At 61.2% G+C, this 16,194-nt stretch carries 11 protein-coding genes; 3 read left to right on the forward strand and 8 right to left on the reverse strand.

All coding sequences use genetic code 11. From position 1 onward, the window contains the following. From FJ398_17360 to FJ398_17370, 3 genes are all read left to right on the forward strand, one after another. The coding region (locus FJ398_17360) for a helicase (GenBank protein ID MBM3839697.1) at positions 1-3,026 on the forward strand (3,026 nt) is incomplete at its 5' end. A gap of 326 nt (positions 3,027-3,352) precedes the next feature. Further along, entirely contained in the window at positions 3,353-3,940 is a 588-nt protein-coding gene (locus tag FJ398_17365) for a heme-binding protein (protein ID MBM3839698.1), read from the forward strand. 21 nt (positions 3,941-3,961) lie between these two features. After that, positions 3,962-4,234, forward strand: a complete 273-nt coding sequence (locus tag FJ398_17370) for a hypothetical protein (GenBank protein ID MBM3839699.1) — start codon at positions 3,962-3,964, stop codon at positions 4,232-4,234. Between the two features lie 532 nt (positions 4,235-4,766). Here the strand turns inward: FJ398_17370 and FJ398_17375 are convergent. The 8 genes from FJ398_17375 to FJ398_17410 all read right to left on the reverse strand — a co-directional run. Continuing rightward, positions 4,767-6,848 (reverse strand): hypothetical protein, encoded by a 2,082-nt coding sequence (locus tag FJ398_17375; protein ID MBM3839700.1) that lies wholly within the window; start codon positions 6,846-6,848, stop codon positions 4,767-4,769. 99 nt (positions 6,849-6,947) lie between these two features. Beyond that, the gene (locus tag FJ398_17380; protein MBM3839701.1) at positions 6,948-8,075 is read right to left on the reverse strand and encodes a mandelate racemase; all 1,128 of its coding nucleotides are present in this window, start codon (positions 8,073-8,075) and stop codon (positions 6,948-6,950) included. A 34-nt stretch (positions 8,076-8,109) separates the two neighbouring features. Then, a complete protein-coding gene (locus FJ398_17385) occupies positions 8,110-9,885 on the reverse strand; it encodes a DUF4962 domain-containing protein (GenBank protein ID MBM3839702.1) in 1,776 nt (591 codons plus the stop codon). 72 nt (positions 9,886-9,957) lie between these two features. Continuing rightward, on the reverse strand, positions 9,958-10,461 hold the full coding sequence (locus FJ398_17390) for a hypothetical protein (protein ID MBM3839703.1): 504 nt from the start codon (positions 10,459-10,461) through the stop codon (positions 9,958-9,960). A 2-nt stretch (positions 10,462-10,463) separates the two neighbouring features. Further along, on the reverse strand, positions 10,464-11,498 hold the full coding sequence (locus FJ398_17395) for a twin-arginine translocation signal domain-containing protein (GenBank protein MBM3839704.1): 1,035 nt from the start codon (positions 11,496-11,498) through the stop codon (positions 10,464-10,466). Further along, on the reverse strand, positions 11,479-12,531 hold the full coding sequence (locus FJ398_17400; GenBank protein MBM3839705.1) for a cysteine hydrolase: 1,053 nt from the start codon (positions 12,529-12,531) through the stop codon (positions 11,479-11,481). The genes FJ398_17395 and FJ398_17400 overlap by 20 nt, the downstream gene beginning before the upstream one ends. A 98-nt stretch (positions 12,532-12,629) precedes the next feature. After that, entirely contained in the window at positions 12,630-15,704 is a 3,075-nt protein-coding gene (locus tag FJ398_17405) for a c-type cytochrome (protein ID MBM3839706.1), read from the reverse strand. 262 nt (positions 15,705-15,966) lie between these two features. Next, positions 15,967-16,194: hypothetical protein (locus FJ398_17410; GenBank protein ID MBM3839707.1), on the reverse strand; the 228-nt coding region annotated here is incomplete at its 5' end.

Below are 16,194 nucleotides of genomic sequence, written 5' to 3' on the forward strand. Positions count from 1 at the left end.
ACCAGACGGATGAAGCGCAGGCGGTCGTGACGGCGCTGGTGCGAATGATCGAAGAGAAGCGGCTTGCGGTGAAGGTCTATACCAAGGGCCGCTTGCACGCGAAGGCATACATCTTCGATTACGGCAAGGTGTTTGACGCCAGCGGCAAGGCGGTGGAGCGGCACGAGAAGGGCATCGCCATCGTCGGCTCGTCGAACCTCACGTTGTCCGGTGTGACGCACAACACGGAGTTGAACGTGCTGGTGCAGGGCAACGACAACCACGCGGAGCTGGCGAAGTGGTTCGACGAGCTTTGGAAAGAGTCGCAGGACTTTGACGAGGCTTTGATGCAGGAGATGAAGCAGTCGTGGGCGGTGGCGGCAGTGCGCCCGTATGACGTTTACATGAAAACGCTCTACGCGCTCGTGCGCGACCGCCTGGAGGGCGAGGATGACAAGGACATTCTCTGGGATGACGAGATCACGCGGCGGCTGGCGGATTTCCAAAAGGTCGCGGTGCGCCAGGCGGTGCAGATGGTGAAGGATTACGGCGGGGCGTTTGTGGCGGACGTGGTTGGCCTCGGCAAGAGCTACATCGGCGCGGCCATCGTGAAGCATTTCGAGCGCACGGATCACGCGCGGGCGCTCATCCTGTGCCCTGCGCCGCTCACGGAAATGTGGGAGCGTTACAACGAGGTTTATCAGCTTAACGCGCGGGTGCTTTCGATGGGCCTGTTGCGCGAGGATGACGATGGCGCGGTGAACATGCTGCTGGAGGACGTGCTCTACAAGGACCGCGATTTCGTGCTGATTGACGAAAGCCACAATCTCCGGCATCGCGACACGCAGCGTTACAAAGTGGTCGAGGCGTTCTTGAGCACGGGCCGGCGCTGCTGTTTTCTCACGGCCACGCCGCGCAACAAGAGCGCCTGGGACGTGTATTCCCAAATCAAGCTGTTCCACCAGGACGACAAAACGGATTTGCCGGTTGATCCGCCGGACTTGAAGCAATACTTCAAGCTGATTGAGGACGGCGAACGGAAGCTGCCGGATTTGCTGGCGAACATCCTCATCCGCCGCACGCGGAATCACATTCTGCGCTGGTATGGCTTCGATTCGGTCACGCACCAGCCCGTTGACCCGTCTCAGTTCCGTGATTACCTCGACGGGCGAAAGCGGGCGTATGTGTTCGTCGGCGGGCGGCATCAGTTCTTCCCCAAGCGCGAACTGGAGACGATTGAATACAGCATCGAGGACACGTATCGGGGGCTTTATCAGCAATTGCGGGGCTATCTCGGCAAGCCGAAGAAGGGCCGGACGATCAAGGCCACGGGGGAGGAATTGACCTACGCGCGCTACGGTCTTTTCCACTACGTGGATGCCGCCAAGCAGAAGCGCGAGCCTTACGCGAGCCTGCATCGGGCGGGCCACACGTTGCGCGGGTTGATTCGCATCTTGCTGTTCAAGCGGTTCGAGTCATCGGTGTATGCGTTCAAGGAAACGGTGCGTCGGCTGATTGTCGTGCATGAGCGTTTCCTGGAGGCGCTGAAGCAAGGCTTCGTGCCGGCGGGCGAAGACGCGCAGGCGATTCTCTACGAGCCGAACGCGGCGGAAGAGCAGGATTTGATGGACGCGCTGCGCGAGGTTTCCAAGCGATATGACATCAAGGATTTCAACTCCGGCAAGCTGAAGGCGGACATTGAACACGATCTGGAACTGCTCAGGAAGATTCTGCAACTCGTCGCGCCCATCACCCCGGAGCAGGATGCCAAGTTGCAGAAGCTCAAAGAACGGCTCGCGGCGAAACCGTTGAAGGAAGGCAAGCGCCTGATCTTCACCCAATACGCGGACACGGCGAAGTATTTGCACGACAATCTGAATCCCGGCGGCAAGCGCGAGGACATTGACGTGATTTTCAGCGGCGACAAGAGCAAGGCGCGGGTGGTGGGTCGGTTCGCGCCAAAGGCGAATCCTGAATACAGGTTCACAGCGGGCGAAAAGGAACTGTTCACGGTGGTCGCGACGGACGTGCTGGCGGAAGGTCTGAACCTCCAGGACTGCGACAACATCATCAATTACGACCTGCATTGGAATCCGGTGAAGCTGATTCAGCGGTTCGGTCGCATTGACCGCATCGGCAGCGACCACGATGTCGTCTATGGTTTCAATTTCCTGCCGGAAACCGGACTCGACCGGCATCTGGATTTGAAAGACAAGCTGCATCGTCGGATTCAGGAGATTCACGACACCATTGGTGAGGACTCGGAAATTCTCGACCGCACGGAAAAGCTCAACGAAGAGGCGATGTATGCGATCTACGAGCAGAAGAACGGCGGGCAGTTGAGCTTGTTTGAGGATGAGGAGGACGAGTTCCTTGACCTGAACGAAGCGGAAGAAATCCTGCGGCAGTTGCGGAAGGAGAATCCGGCGGAATACGAGCGCATCGCGAATTTGCGAGACGGCATCCGTGCGGCCAAGACTTCGACACTGAAGGGGCAATTCGTTTTCTGCGAAGCGACTTCGCCGGAACGCGAGACGGCCAAAGGCTTTCAGCAGTTGTTCCTTTTGGATTCCGAGGGCAAGGTCGTCTCGAAGGACATCCCCAGGATTCTGGGCGCGATCAAATGCGGCCCGGAACTGAGAAGCCAGCCATTGCCGAACGACTACAACGCAGCCGTGATGCGAGTGCAGCGCCAATTCGCGGAGGAAGTGAAGCACCGGCAGGCCGAGCGGGCGCACACCTTGTCATTGAGTCACGGACAGAATTACGTCTTGCGGGAGTTGCGCGTGCTGTTCGGCGCGACGGCAGACGAGGAGCTTAAAGCGAACATCAATGTCTTGGAGAAGGCTTTCCGTGGTCCGATCACGCGAGCCGTCCACCGTGAGGCAATCATCCTCCGGCGCAACGGTGTGACAGGCGACGCGCTCTACAAGGCGTTGGCGCGCATTTACGACCAGCACAATTTGCGCGACTGGATTGACCGGCGAAACCTCCACGCCGCCGGGCGGCCAGTTCCCCGGATCGTTTGCAGCGAGGCGTTGGTTTGACCAAGCGCTGCGCCGAACAGAAGCCGGAGCGAGTCCGCGTCATCGCTTGGGAGCAGCCGGCGAACAATGATTTCCTGCTGGTCAGCCAGCGAGGCGAATGTCGAAGGACGAGTTTCGAATGTCGAAGCCGACCACGTGCGAGTGACCGCTTTCGATTGTCGAACTGACTGAACTTCGCACCTCGCACCTCGCACTTCGCACTTCCCCAGGCTCGCTCACGGCGGATTGGGAGGTGCTGGCGCACCGTCACCTTCTTCGAGCGCCGGGCCGGACGTTCTTCAGTCGCCTTGCCGAGGCCGCTTTGCTAAATTCTCGCGGTGAAGAAAATGTGGATTCCGCTGTTGATTCTGGTGGTGGTGATTGGCCTCGCGCTCGCGGGTTGCCAGGCCACGCGCGCGGGTTACGAGTCCGCGCCTTACACGGTCGTGCGGTCGGACGGGAAGTTTCAGGTGCGCGATTATCCGGCGCTCACGGTGGTGGAGACGCCGATGGCCGCCGGCAGCCGGGAAGGGAGCGACGGAAGTTTCATGCGGTTGTTCCGGTTCATCACCGGCGGCAACGAGGGCAAGCAGAAGATCGCCATGACCACGCCGGTGTTCATGTCGAGCAGCGAAGCGAACACGACGATGGCCTTCGTGCTGCCGGCCAAGATGAAGACGGACGAAGTGCCCAAGCCGTCGGATGGCACAGTGACGGTGCGCGAACTGGCGGCGGGGCGGTTTGCGGTGCTGCGTTACAGTGGCGGGCGCAACGCGAAGAAGGAGGCGGAGTCGCTGGCGCGGTTGAAGGCGTGGATGGATGCGGAGCGGTTGAGCGTGTTGTCGTCGCCGGTGTATGGCTATTTCGATCCGCCGTGGACGCCGGCGTTTCTGCGTCGAAACGAGGTCATGCTGCGGACGGAGGCGGGGAAGTGAATCGGTGATGGAAAGATGCGCGTGCGTGAATCTCAATCCGAACTCTGGTTGCCGCTGCCGCCGGAGGAATTGTTCCCCTTCTTCGCCGACGCCGCGAACCTCGACGCCATCACGCCGCCGTGGCTCAATTTTCAGATCGTGACCCCGGGCCCCATCGTCATGCGCGAAGGGACGTTGATTGATTACAAGCTCCGCGTGCGCAGCCTGCCGCTGCGCTGGCGCACGCTGATCCGGGAATGGCAGCCGCCGCATCGCTTCGTGGACGAACAAATAACGTTTTGGCGATACCGCTAAGATAGCGGATGGTGCGTGATGACTGACACCGCCGGATGCGCGATGCGGCGTTCGGCGGTGAGGGCATGGAAGCTCACGCGGCAACTCGTCGCCTGACCGAGGCTGCGGAATTGATAGCGCGACACCGCTTCCTTCAGCGCCACGGTCGGCACGGCGATACAGCAGATTGAAAATCTGCGCTACGGTTCTCCGGTGGATCTGTCGTCAATCCCACGGTCTGCACAGTAAGAAGGGATTGGGCTTCGGCGCGGTCCTTCGTGCCGAGACTTTTCTGCTTCTTGGGTATCCACGACGTAGAACATCCCGAGGTGGAACCCGGCAATGCCATTGCTCGTCATCTCCGACCCGGGAGCGACTGAACCACGGAGCCTCGGCCGCGGACAGCGCTGTGAACAATCCCATCGCCGCGAGCATGAGTGAAGTCCACAGCGCAAATGTGTCGATGCGACGGCGGTCTCGATTCGCGAAGCAGGATCCGGCGGAACGGTTGAGCATAAGGAGACTGGTTCTGGTTTGAGTGGAGAGGCAGTCTTCACTTGCGCTTTGCGGCCAGCATTTCCCGCAAAACTGCCAGATCCTCCGGCTTGCGGCCGGGGTCGAAGTCGTTGGTCTTCTCAATGGCCACGAGCTCCTGGCGGCGCGTCTCGATGCGCGCCCGCTCGCCGGGAGTCGTGGCGGCGACATAGATCGCGACCCGGCTTGCCTGGTCCTGGATGGTTAACACTCCGCGCCTGAAGGAGTGTTTCACTTTCGTCACGCCGTCCGCGTCCACACGGAAGACCTCGGCTGGCTTGCGGATGTATGCAGGGAGCGGGAAGTGGAACGTGGCGCTGCGCGGCTCTCCAAACTTGAACACACGCTCCTCGCGGTCGGCTTCATAGGCCAGGTCAAGGGCGAACAGGACAGCTCCCCGCGGGCTGGCGACGACATCGAGGTCCCAGTCGGGCTTGCCATGGCGTAACACCCTTTCGTGGCTCACCGCGTCGCCTTCGATGTAGTAGTCTTCCAACATCCGAATCTCGCGACCGACGCGGGTCATCGGCTCGATGAGATCCGGAAAGGTGACCAGTGAGCGCAGGCTGAGGTTGAACCAGTAAAGCGAGGTGATGCGGCTGGAGAGCGCGTGATAAGCCTGAAGTCGGAGCTCGTCCGGCGTCGGCGAACCGCGCTGGCGACCGCCGTAGCCCTGCCAATCGTGATGCGGACCCTGGGACCAATAGGCCACGGGCCGGGGCCGGTTCAGTTCCCGGAGCGAGCGTGACATCTCACCAATGGTCTCCAACGGAGATCCCCAGCGGATGCGCTGGCCATCCCAACGATCATACATGCCCCACGCGTCAGGCGACGGCGCCGTGACACGATAGGCATCGTAATGAGGGTAGTCGGTGAGACCGGCGTAAAACCGCCAGACTCGCTCCTCGCTGTGCGTGAGCGAGGTGGGAAGTCGGGTCGGGGCATAGACCGACATCGCCTTCCAGCAGTCCATCGGCGACACAGGTTTTCCTCCGCCATACTGCGGCTCCCCGAGGAACTCGACGGCGTGGATGCGCGGGAGCATCGCCTCCGTGTCGTATCGATCAAAGGGCTGCAGCCGGTTCATGTATTTGAGCGGATACTTCTCGAAGAGCGGCGTGTCCGAATAGCCGGGGACATGCTGGTGCATGCCGGCGTTGATGTGCATGCGGCTCAGTGTTTGCAGATAAGGTGCCACGTGCAGGGTGTTGCTGGAGCCAAGCCCCGAGGCCACCCAGCCGCCGCTGATGTCGAACACCTCGCGCTTGATGCGTTGATGCGCCCAGACGGTGACTGGTTTTCCGCTGCGGTCAGAGAGACGCACTTCAATCGCGGCATAGGTCAACGGCAGAGGCTCCGTCGCGATGCGAGCCCCACCGCGGTCGTTGTCCGGGATCACGCCATTCGCGGGAAAGCGATCGAGACGTTTGCTGATCCACGGCTGAGGGAGCAGGGCGCGCCACGTGGCGTTGTTCTCCGGCAACCAGAGCCGGCACGCCTCCAGGCGCAGCGAGCTTGAAGAACGATTAACCACATGAAAAATCATCGAGTCCGGCTGCACGTTGGTGGCGCCAAGGAACGTGACTGCGGACAGCCAGACGTTGGGAGCGTCGATGCGCACCGGTAACTGGCTCGCTTCACCGGCTTCGGGCAGGGCAACCGCCAGCTCCGCCTGGGTGTTCGTGCCCCAGGACGCGCGTTTGCCGTTCCAGCTCCACACCGTCATCGCGCCGGGCGGCAGGCGCAGCGGCTCGCCACCCCAGGCCGACGGCAGGTCGTGCCACGCCCATTCATCGCCTTTCAGCAGGTCGTCGGGCGTTTGTCCACGCAGGCGGATGTCCGTCGAAGCCGGGATCGTGAGGGTGTTCGCCGATTTGTTGCGCAGGAACACTTCGACCCGCGCGCCGAGGCTGAAGTCGGGCGCCTTGCGGTAGCGTATCTCGGTGGACTGCAGGTGGGGAACGACGTGCGTGCCGTCGAGCGACAAGACAGCGCCCTGGCCGGTGGTGCAATGCGTGAGCTGAACGGAGAGGACGATTCCCGCAAGGCCGCGGGCGATCTGGGTCGGTGTAAGCATGGGAGCAATTTGCAAAGGCGGCATTTCGAGAGCAAGCCCGCCGTTCTCACGGAGGCCGAAGGGGCGCAGATAAAGCCAAACCGCGCCCCGCCGCCCAAGTTCAAACTTCAATCCGTTCCAAATTCACTCCGCAATTTCGCTCGCGCGAAGACGGGTTTCGTTCACTTCGATGCCCAGGCCGAATCCCAAAGGCACACTGGCTCGATCGCCTTCGACACGAACTGGTTGCTCCAAAAACGTTCCACTCAAGAACTGCGGTCCGTTGAGCGCTGCGGGTCGCTCGAGATTGAACGCGCCGTAAAGCAACAGCGTCGCGGCAAGCGAAACATCGGGGTCGGTCAGGCCGCTCGCGAAAAACAGCAAGCCGTGCTGCTCCATGTACTCGAGGATGCGTCGCGCCTCAGTGAGTCCGCCGCAACGCGGGACTTTCATCGCCACGCCATCGAGGAGATCAAGTTGGTGGAACGTTTCGAGGTCCGCCACCGAGACGATGCCTTCGTCCATGAGAATCGGGAGTGCGCGTTGCTTGCGCAGTTCGCGGTACCCGATCAACCGATTTGCCGGCAGCGGTTGCTCCAACGCGGCGATCCCCAAGTCCGCGAGTTTCGGCGCAACCGCGAGTGCGGTTTCCACATCGTATCCACCGTTCGCATCCACCCACACGAACGCATCCGGCGCGAGACGCCGGATGGCGGCGCACAGTTGTACGTCGAAGTCCGCGTCCGGACCGGCCTTGACGTTGAAATTGCAGAAGCCGCGTTGATTGCCCTCAGCGACTGCCGTCTCCCCTTCTTCAATCGTCCTGGCGTCCACCGTCCAACTGAGCGTGATGGTTTCGCGCCTCCTGCGATTCCAGCGTTCCGCCGCTGTCTTTCGCAACGCGCGTCCGGTGAGGTCGAACAACGCCAGATCAATTCCCGCCTTGCTGATCGGCTGTCCCGTGGAAAACGACGGCGCAATGGTGCGATTCAGGACGCGCCATACCCCGTCGGTATCAAACGGGTCCGAACCGATCAGCGCCGAGGCGAGGTGGCGGTCAATGGTCGTGCGCACCGTCTCGATTGTTTCGTAACTCCACGTCGGCGATGGCACGCTCTGACCCCAACCGACGTTGCCGGCATCATCGCAAATCTTCACCATCACCGTGTCGCGCGTCGCCCGCGCGCTGCCCGACGGCGGAAAGAACTTGAACCGCCCAAGGATGGGATAGCGGGCGACAAAAGTTTCGACCGAAACGATTCGGGAAGTCATGGCGGCGTCGCTCGATTGATTCAGGTAGGGCGCGTCACTCCGTGCGCCCCGGTCGCGGTTTGTAGTTAACCTCGATGATGGTTTCTCCCTTCGCCGGGGCCAGTACTTCGACGAGCGGATACGCTCGCGCCAGCGGGTCAACCATGTCGAGCTTGCCGAAGGCGACGGAGAGTTTCGGTGCGTAACCAGCGGGCTCGAACTTGCTGATCCTGCCAGCCTTGAACCTCAGCGCCACCCCGGAGTTCCATGAAAGCATGTTGCCTTTGCGGGCCGGCGTCTCGTGACACCACCAATGCCATTCCCCGTCCGAATTCCGGTGGATTAGCAGTTGTTGCTTGGGGCGATCCAGTCGCACCACCAACGATCTGCCGTTCTGGGCGCGCGATTCAAGCGTCACTTTCCGCCCGTCGTCCGATAAAACCCTACAAACGAAATTGGTCGAGCCCTGCTCCGCCCAAGCGCCAGCCAGCACCGCGTGACCGCCGACGTGAACCACCAGTTCGCCCTTGCGCAGACCGACCAAAACATCGCCCGACTTCCACGAGGCCCGCGCATACACTTCGCTGACGGACGGGAAACTCCACGACAGTCTCTTTTCGTCCGCCCGGTCGGCCACGGAATCGTCGCACCACAGAAAGGCGTAGCCGCCGAGTTCGAACAACAACTCTTCACCGTGCGGCGTCACATAACGGGAGCGCTGCAGGTTGCCGAGCGATTCGTCCCACCGCGCCAGGTGCTGGTAAGTCGGCCGCCGATATTCGCGGGCCAACGCGAGCAGAATCGGCGCGTAGTAATCGAGCTGACCGTAAGAAGGTTCGAGCACCACGTTCGCTTGATCGCGGTCGAGACCGGGCCGTTTCCAACAAGCCACACTGGCCAGCGCGATATCGGCATTCATCTGTTTTGCGAAAGGTTGAAACAGATCCTTTCTCGTCACGCGACGAAGTGCGTCCATGAAAAACAGGCGATAATGCATGGTCGAAGCCCAAAAAGTCGCGCCCTCAGTCTGCGCGCCGTCCGGAGCCAATCCGTTTGGTAGAAGATGTTCCTCGAACTTTCGCGTCGTGACGTTCAACCATTCCTGCGCTTCTGGAACATCGCCGAGCAGCGCCAGCGCCAGCACACCGAACGAGCCCCATTCCACGATGGCGTGATGGCTGTGATAGCCCGGCCCGGTGACGGTTGGCGTGTTGAACCAGTCCACGAAATATTTTTGGCCGATGCGCGCGAGCGTGTCGCGAATCTCCATGCGTTCCGCCTCCGTGAAACGATCAAAGGCCGCGTCGTAACCAACGGCCACGCCTTTGAGCAAACGCGACACGGCGTAGGCCTTGCCGCTGTCGGGTTTGTCATCCGCCTCGCGTTGCCACGTGCGACAACTGGACAGCACCCAAAGCCTCGCCGCTTCTCCGTAACGCGCCTCGCCGCTCAAAGCGTAGGCGAACGAAAGATGTTCGGTGATCGCGAGGTCGCCCATGATCGCGTAGAAGCGGTCGTAGAGATTTTCGTAATTTGGATCGGGCGAAACCGGCGCGATCCACTTCCCCCTCGGCTTGCGGGTCAGACACCAATCCGCGGATTGGGCGAGATTGCCCCAGATCAACACCCGCGTTCCCGAGAAGCGAGCAGCGCGCAAGACGGACAAATCATTTGTGGAAAAATAAAGCCGTGGATGGCCGAGGTTGGTTGACGCAAAACTTTCCCAAGAGGTCACGAGCAATGCCAGCACCAGCCAGGCCGCCAGGCGAAGCGCGACCGACGGCCTAGGACAGGCGTCGCGCCCGTCTCCATTCTTAAGGATACCGTTCACGGGCTGGTGTTGTGTCCCCTAAATAACCATACATTGGTTGCGCCAAGTTTCGGCGCAGGCGCGACGCCTGTCCTACAACACCGCCACCGCCTCGATTTCGATTTGGTTTCCTTCCGGCGCGAGTTCGGTCACGCCCACAGCGGTCGAGGCGGGATACGGCTTCACGAGAAATTCCTTCCGGACCTTGCGATACACCGGCAGGTCGCGGCTGAAATGGACGAAGTAAGCGCGCAGAATCACAATATTCGCCATCGTGCCGCCGGCTTTCTCGAGAATCAGCTTGATGCGTTCGAACGTCTGACGGAATTGCGTCTCCATGTTCGCGTTGTAATCACGCGGGCCCTGGCCGGAGATGAACACGAGCCGCTGACCTTCGGCAAGGATGCCGGGCGTGTAACCCACATCGGCGGACGGCGCGTCGGGCGGATTCATTCCCTGAATTTTCGACTTGGACTCCGTCTTCGCGCCTTCAGCCGCTTTGGCAATGGACGGCAGGCCACCGGCGAGCCCGATCAATCCGGCGCTGATAAACTTTCGGCGGTTTGGCGAGTGGGTGCGGGAAGTCTTGGTTTTCATGTTCAGCGCGATGAGGGTGTTAGCTGTTTGGCAATCGTATCGAGGCTGACAATCGCGGCGCGGTCGCCAGCTTGCTTCACCAGTTCGCAAATCAATTCAATCGCCTTGAACTCCGGGTCGTTGGGATAAAGCACGGATGGATGCGCGAGAAAATCATACACGGCGCGATTCTCAATGGACCACTCGACGCCGAGTCGGATGGCGCGCAGGAAATCGTCGAGCTTCCAACGCGCGTTGCGGAATGCGCCGATGTCGCTGATCGGACTCATCGGCACATCAATCAATCCGGTCGGATAGACAAACGGTTGCGCGTCGGCTTGGGCGCGGACGATGTCGTCGAGCACAGCCTTGGTCGCCGGCTCGGTAGGATTGCCGTAGCGATGCTTCGGATACTTGGCGCTCACCCATTTGAAACCACAGTCGAGCAACATCTGTTGCACGTCGGTGCGGCCGGTCAATCCGTTCTCAAAACCACCAGGTGCGCGAAAACCGTCCGGACCGAAGCCGAGCCGCATCCGCATGGCGTCCGTGCAGAGCTGGACATTCTCGCGAATAACCTGCGCCGGCGGCTTGCCCGCGATCAACCACGGCGCGCGTCTGAAACGGTATTGGAGGTCGTCCGGCGTGGTGGCCAGCACATACACGTGGTCGTAGGTGTGATTGCCAATGGGGTGACCGTCCGCGTGAAGTTGTTTCAGCCAGTCCACGTTCTCCTGTTCAAGTGTGCGACCGACGGCGAAGAAATGAATCATGGCGCCGCGCGCCCTCACGCGCCGCGCGGCTTCGACGGCGTAGCGCTTGGCCTCGTCGTTGAGATTGCCCTTGATGTAATCCCATTCTGTGTCGTGCCACTTGGGAAAATTGCGCGCCATTTCGAGGTCGAGCGTGATGGCGATGAGAGCCTTGTCGCGTTTGGTCGGCGGAGCTGGTTGAGCAATAGCACTCAGGCCGCCGAGGCCCGCAGCGGCGCCGCCCAGCGAAATGGCTCGGAGAAATTCGCGGCGTGTGCCCGGGAGTTCATTTCTTCCTCGGTTCATATTTGATCCAAGAGATTTGGGTGATGAGTTGGTTGAGTGAGGCGAAGGCAATGTGCGCGCTGGTCGCGAATTTCGGCGTCACGTGTGCCGGAAACGTGGCCAGCGTGGCGTCCCCGACCAGGAACGTGTTGAAGTCCTTCGACAGATTCTCGTAGCCGGCGCAGGTGCGGGCGTAACACATGTCCGTGGCGTAACCGGTCAGCAACACGTGCCGGACACCTTGCTGATGGAGAAACTCCCGCAGCTTCTCGTAACCCTCGGCGTCGTAAATCACCACGTCGTCGGGGAACACTGCGATGTCGCGCGTGACGGGAATTGGCAGATTCCAAAACCCGGGGTTGTTGTAGCGGTACGCCTCCAAGCCGGGAAATTGCCTGAAGTAATCCACGGCCGGCTTGTCTTGCGAAAGCTTGAGCGTCGCGGGTAAAGCTTCGCCGTGATAATTGAACGCGCGAAGTGTCGCGTCCAGTTCCGCCGCGCCCTGTTTCCGCTCCGCGGCGTCAGGATTGTGCGTGAATGAACGATACATTTTACGCCGGATCGGATCGTTCGTGCCCGGCAAACTGTAGAGGACAGCAGCGACTTTTCCACGCAGCGCTTTGAGAAACGGATTCACCACGCCACGCGTGTGTTTCGCGGCGAGATGATTTTTTTCCGGCGTGCAAAAATCCGCCACGCCCGCCGGTTCGGGCGTGTCCCAGCCCTGCCCGTCGTCAATACCCCACGGATGAACCATGATGATCGCAGTCTCGCTGGCGCGCAGATGGTTTGGCATTTCGATGATGCCGCGCGCGTTGTAACTCCAGCGCCACGCGCGCACGTGCAGGTCGGCGACCGCGTCGTTGACGATGGCGGGCGCTTCCCAACGGTTGGTTTCGCGTATGGGCTCGACCCATTCGGCGTGATCGGCGAGCAGGGGCTTTGGATTCTTGATAGGGGTGAGCTTGTTCTCGTAAGTGCGCGGGGCGTCGGCGGCAGCAACGCAAGCGGTCAGGAGAAGACCCAAACAGACGGTCACCAAAGATGTTTTCATGGCTTGGGAAAGAAAACTCGACTCACCCTGACCTTCTCCAGCGCGAGAGGGCCGGCCAGGGTGAGGGAGAACACAGGCTTGACCAGGTGGTTGCTTCATCATTTCAATGCAGCCGACGATTTCTTGCTCTGGAGATACCCAAACAAATCGCGCAGCTCCTGCGGCTTGAGCGGTTTGACCAGGCCTTCGGGCATCACGGACAACGGCGATTCGCGCAGCGACACGATCTGCGTCCGCGGAATCACGATGCGCTCGCCCGTGGCGATGCCAAGGGTGAGGTTGCCTCCGGATTGATCCTGGATGACGCCGGACAACATGCGGTCATCCTTGGTTTCCACATCGTAGGAAATGAACTCCTTCCGGACGGCAGCGCTGGGATCAACGATGCTCGCCAGCAGAAACTCCCGGTCCGCGCGGTTGGCCTCAGTCAGGTCGGGGCCGACTTTGCCGCCCTCCCCAAACATCGTGTGGCAAACGCCGCAGACCTTTGCGTAAATCTCGCGGCCCCGCGCAGGATCACCCTGACCGACGTTCAGGTCATTGTTGAGCCGGCGCATCTCCGCGAGTTTTTCCTCGGGCGTGCCGGGATTCAACCGTCCCCAGTGCTTGCGCACCAAATCATCCAGCGCCTGGTCCTGATGCAGCGCGACGACACGAACCTGCTCAATGCCGAAGTCCGACGCGGGCAAGCGACCCGTTTCAACCTCCTGCAAAACCGTCTGCGCCCACGCTTTGCGGCTCAACAACACCTGGCGCACCCGGCCGCGAACGCGGTCGGGAAGTCTCGGGTAACGCTGGAGCAATTCACTCGCAAGGGCTGGCACATCGAACGCAGGCAATCCGTCGAGCGCGCCGAGCTGCACCGACTCCGGCGCGTTTCCTACAAGACTGAGCAGGCGCTCGGCGTCGGGGGGATCGCCGAGCCGGCCGAGCATCTGGATCATCGCCAGGCGCAGTTCTGGTCTGACAGCGGCGTCGGTCAGCAAGGCGCGGGCGCGCGCGGCAGCGGCGGCGCGACCAGTGCGAATACCGAAGCCGATGAGCGCTGCGTTCGTGGTATCGTCGCGCCAGATCGAATCAAGCTGCGCGGCCAGTGCTGGTGTGATGCGCTCAATTGGAGCTTTGGCCGCGTTGGTCTTGATGGCGGTGACCTCCGCGTTCGCAAACAGGCCGCCCGTGCCAAACTTGACCTCGCCGACGGGGCGATCGTGGAATCCTTGTTCGAGAGCGACGAGCAGTTTCTGTAGTGGGACGGGCGGGACGCCCGTCCCACCAGGTGCGCTCGCCAGCAATTGCGCGGCGGCATCGAACGTTGATGGAGTCCCCTCAGCAATCCAGCGGCGCATCAGGCGCTCCTCAATCACTTCGCGCGCAAGTTTCGATTTCCACGCCGCAGGCGAGGTGAAGAACTTTTCCACGCCGGGTAACGCGCTCACCGCGTGGCGCTCGACCGCCCACCACAACTGAAGTGGCAGGCAGGGATCGACCCAATCAACGTCCCGCACAAGCAACGCCTCGATGACCGGCAAAGCCTGACTCGCCGGCAGCCGCTGAGCCGACGCCGCGAGCTGGCTGCGGACGCGAACGTCGGGGTCAGTCGTCGCCATGTCCACCAACGTGCGCGCGAGCTTGGGCCCAACCGCCTTCTTGTCATCGCCAAGAAAACGGACCGTCCATTTGCGAATCGCACCGAAGCGATGATTGAGCGTTTTCGCCGCAATGGCTTCGTTGAATCCGCCGCTCACGTAGAGCGCCCACAAGGCTTCAAGCGCGAGATGGTCTTTCTTCGATTCGAGCACGAGTTTGCGCAACGGCGGAATTGCGGTGGAATCGCGGCGGTCAGCCAATACGCGGCGGGCGCGGCGCACATAATAACGGTTGGGATTGTCCAGCAGTGCGATCAGTTGCGGCGTGGTGAAAGCTTGAAAGTTCGGTCCGTAGTCCGGCTTCGTGCCTTTGGCCGAGATGCGGTACACACGGCCGTTGCTGCGATCCCACTCTGCGTCGGGGTCGGGATGCGCCGTGCGTTGGTCAAACCAGTCGGCGAAATAAATCGCACCATCGGGCGACATCGTGAGGTCCGTGGGTGCGCACCATTTGTCGTTCGCCTCGCAGAGGTAACCGCCGTGCGCGGACGTGAAGGTCGAACCCCGGCGATACATTTCATGCCACTGCACCCCGTGGCCGAGCAGGTCGCCGCAGATGTAACGGCCGTGAAAACGCGGCGGGAGGTTCGTGCCTTGATAGACGACGCCGCCGTCCGTCACGTGGCCGCCAGTGAAATTCGTGTGCGGCACGTGTTCGAAAAAACCGAACGCGTAGGGATTATGCAGCGCGCCGTGCTTGCCGAAACTCTTCCAGTAGTAACCGCCCTGCACGCCGTGCCAGTTGCGGTATCCGCCGACGTTCGTGCTGAAAAGCAACTCGCCCTCGTCGTCGAAATCCATCCCCCAATCGTTGCCGCCGCCCTCGAGGAACAACTCGAACTCGCGGGTGACCGGGTGATAACGCCACAGCCCCTGTTGGAATTCAAGACCACGAATGTGCGCTGTGACCGTGCTGCCTTGATTGCCGTAGAGCCAGCCGTCCGGCCCCCACGTGAGCGAGTTCGCCACCGAGTGCGCGTCCTCCATGCCGAAGCCGGTCAGGCACACTTCCGGGTCGCCATCGGGAACATCATCCTGATTGCGGTCGGGATAGAACAAGAGGTAGGGAACATTCAGGACGAACACGCCGCCGTGCCCGAAAGCGATACCCGTGGCGAGATTGAGGTTGTTGACAAAATCGTGCGCCTTGTCCGCGCGACCGTCGCCGTTCGTGTCTTCGAGAATTGTGATTCGGTCGCTGCCCTTCGGCCCGCGCGGCGGCGGCTCGGGAACGCGGTCGTAAATCGTGCGCGACCAGCGATCCACCGTGGCGCGCTTCAAGTCGGCGGGATTCGGGTACTGGATGTATTGCATCACCCAGAGCCGCCCGCGGTCGTCGGACTCGATGCACACGGGTTGCACGATCATCGGTTCTCCGGCGACGAGCTGGACTTGCAGTTCCGGCTGCATCGTCATGTGCTTGGGCGCTTCGTCGGGCGCGTAGCCTTGGGCGAGGGCGACGATGCTCGCGAAAAGGAGCGAAAGCAAAATCAGCAGTAGCGGAGACAACAAAAACCTTCGGCGCATGGCAACGTTTCTCAGCAGATAGAAATCAAATCGGACATCACCCGATTCTTTGCCAATCGCGGGAAAGCATCAATGGGAAAACCAAGTCAACCTGCACGTTGCACTTAATTCCCGCGCCTCATATGCAGACGGTTGATCACGGCGGTCCGACTTCCACGGGGTTTTGGGTGGGGCGTTGCGTCCAGTCGGGCTGGGCATTGCTTCCCGCTGGATCAGCGAAATACTCCGTGCCGTCTTCGATGGGAAGAAGTTTCAACATGGCTCAGGCGGACTGGGAGGATTGCAGTCGCGGTGGAGCGGATTTGGATCTCTGGCAGCCTGGGCAGGTGCCGTAGAACTCAAGCTCGTGATAAAGCACCGAGAACCCGGAACGCGCGGCGATGCACTGCTCCAGTTCTCGAACGGCGGCGGCGTCCTCCACCTCACTGACGCTCCCGCAGTCTCGGCACACGAGAAGATCAAGATGCTCGCCGGGCGCCAGCAGTACGTA

This window comes from Verrucomicrobiota bacterium, assembly GCA_016871535.1.
Lineage (GTDB): Bacteria > Verrucomicrobiota > Verrucomicrobiia > Limisphaerales > SIBE01 > VHCZ01.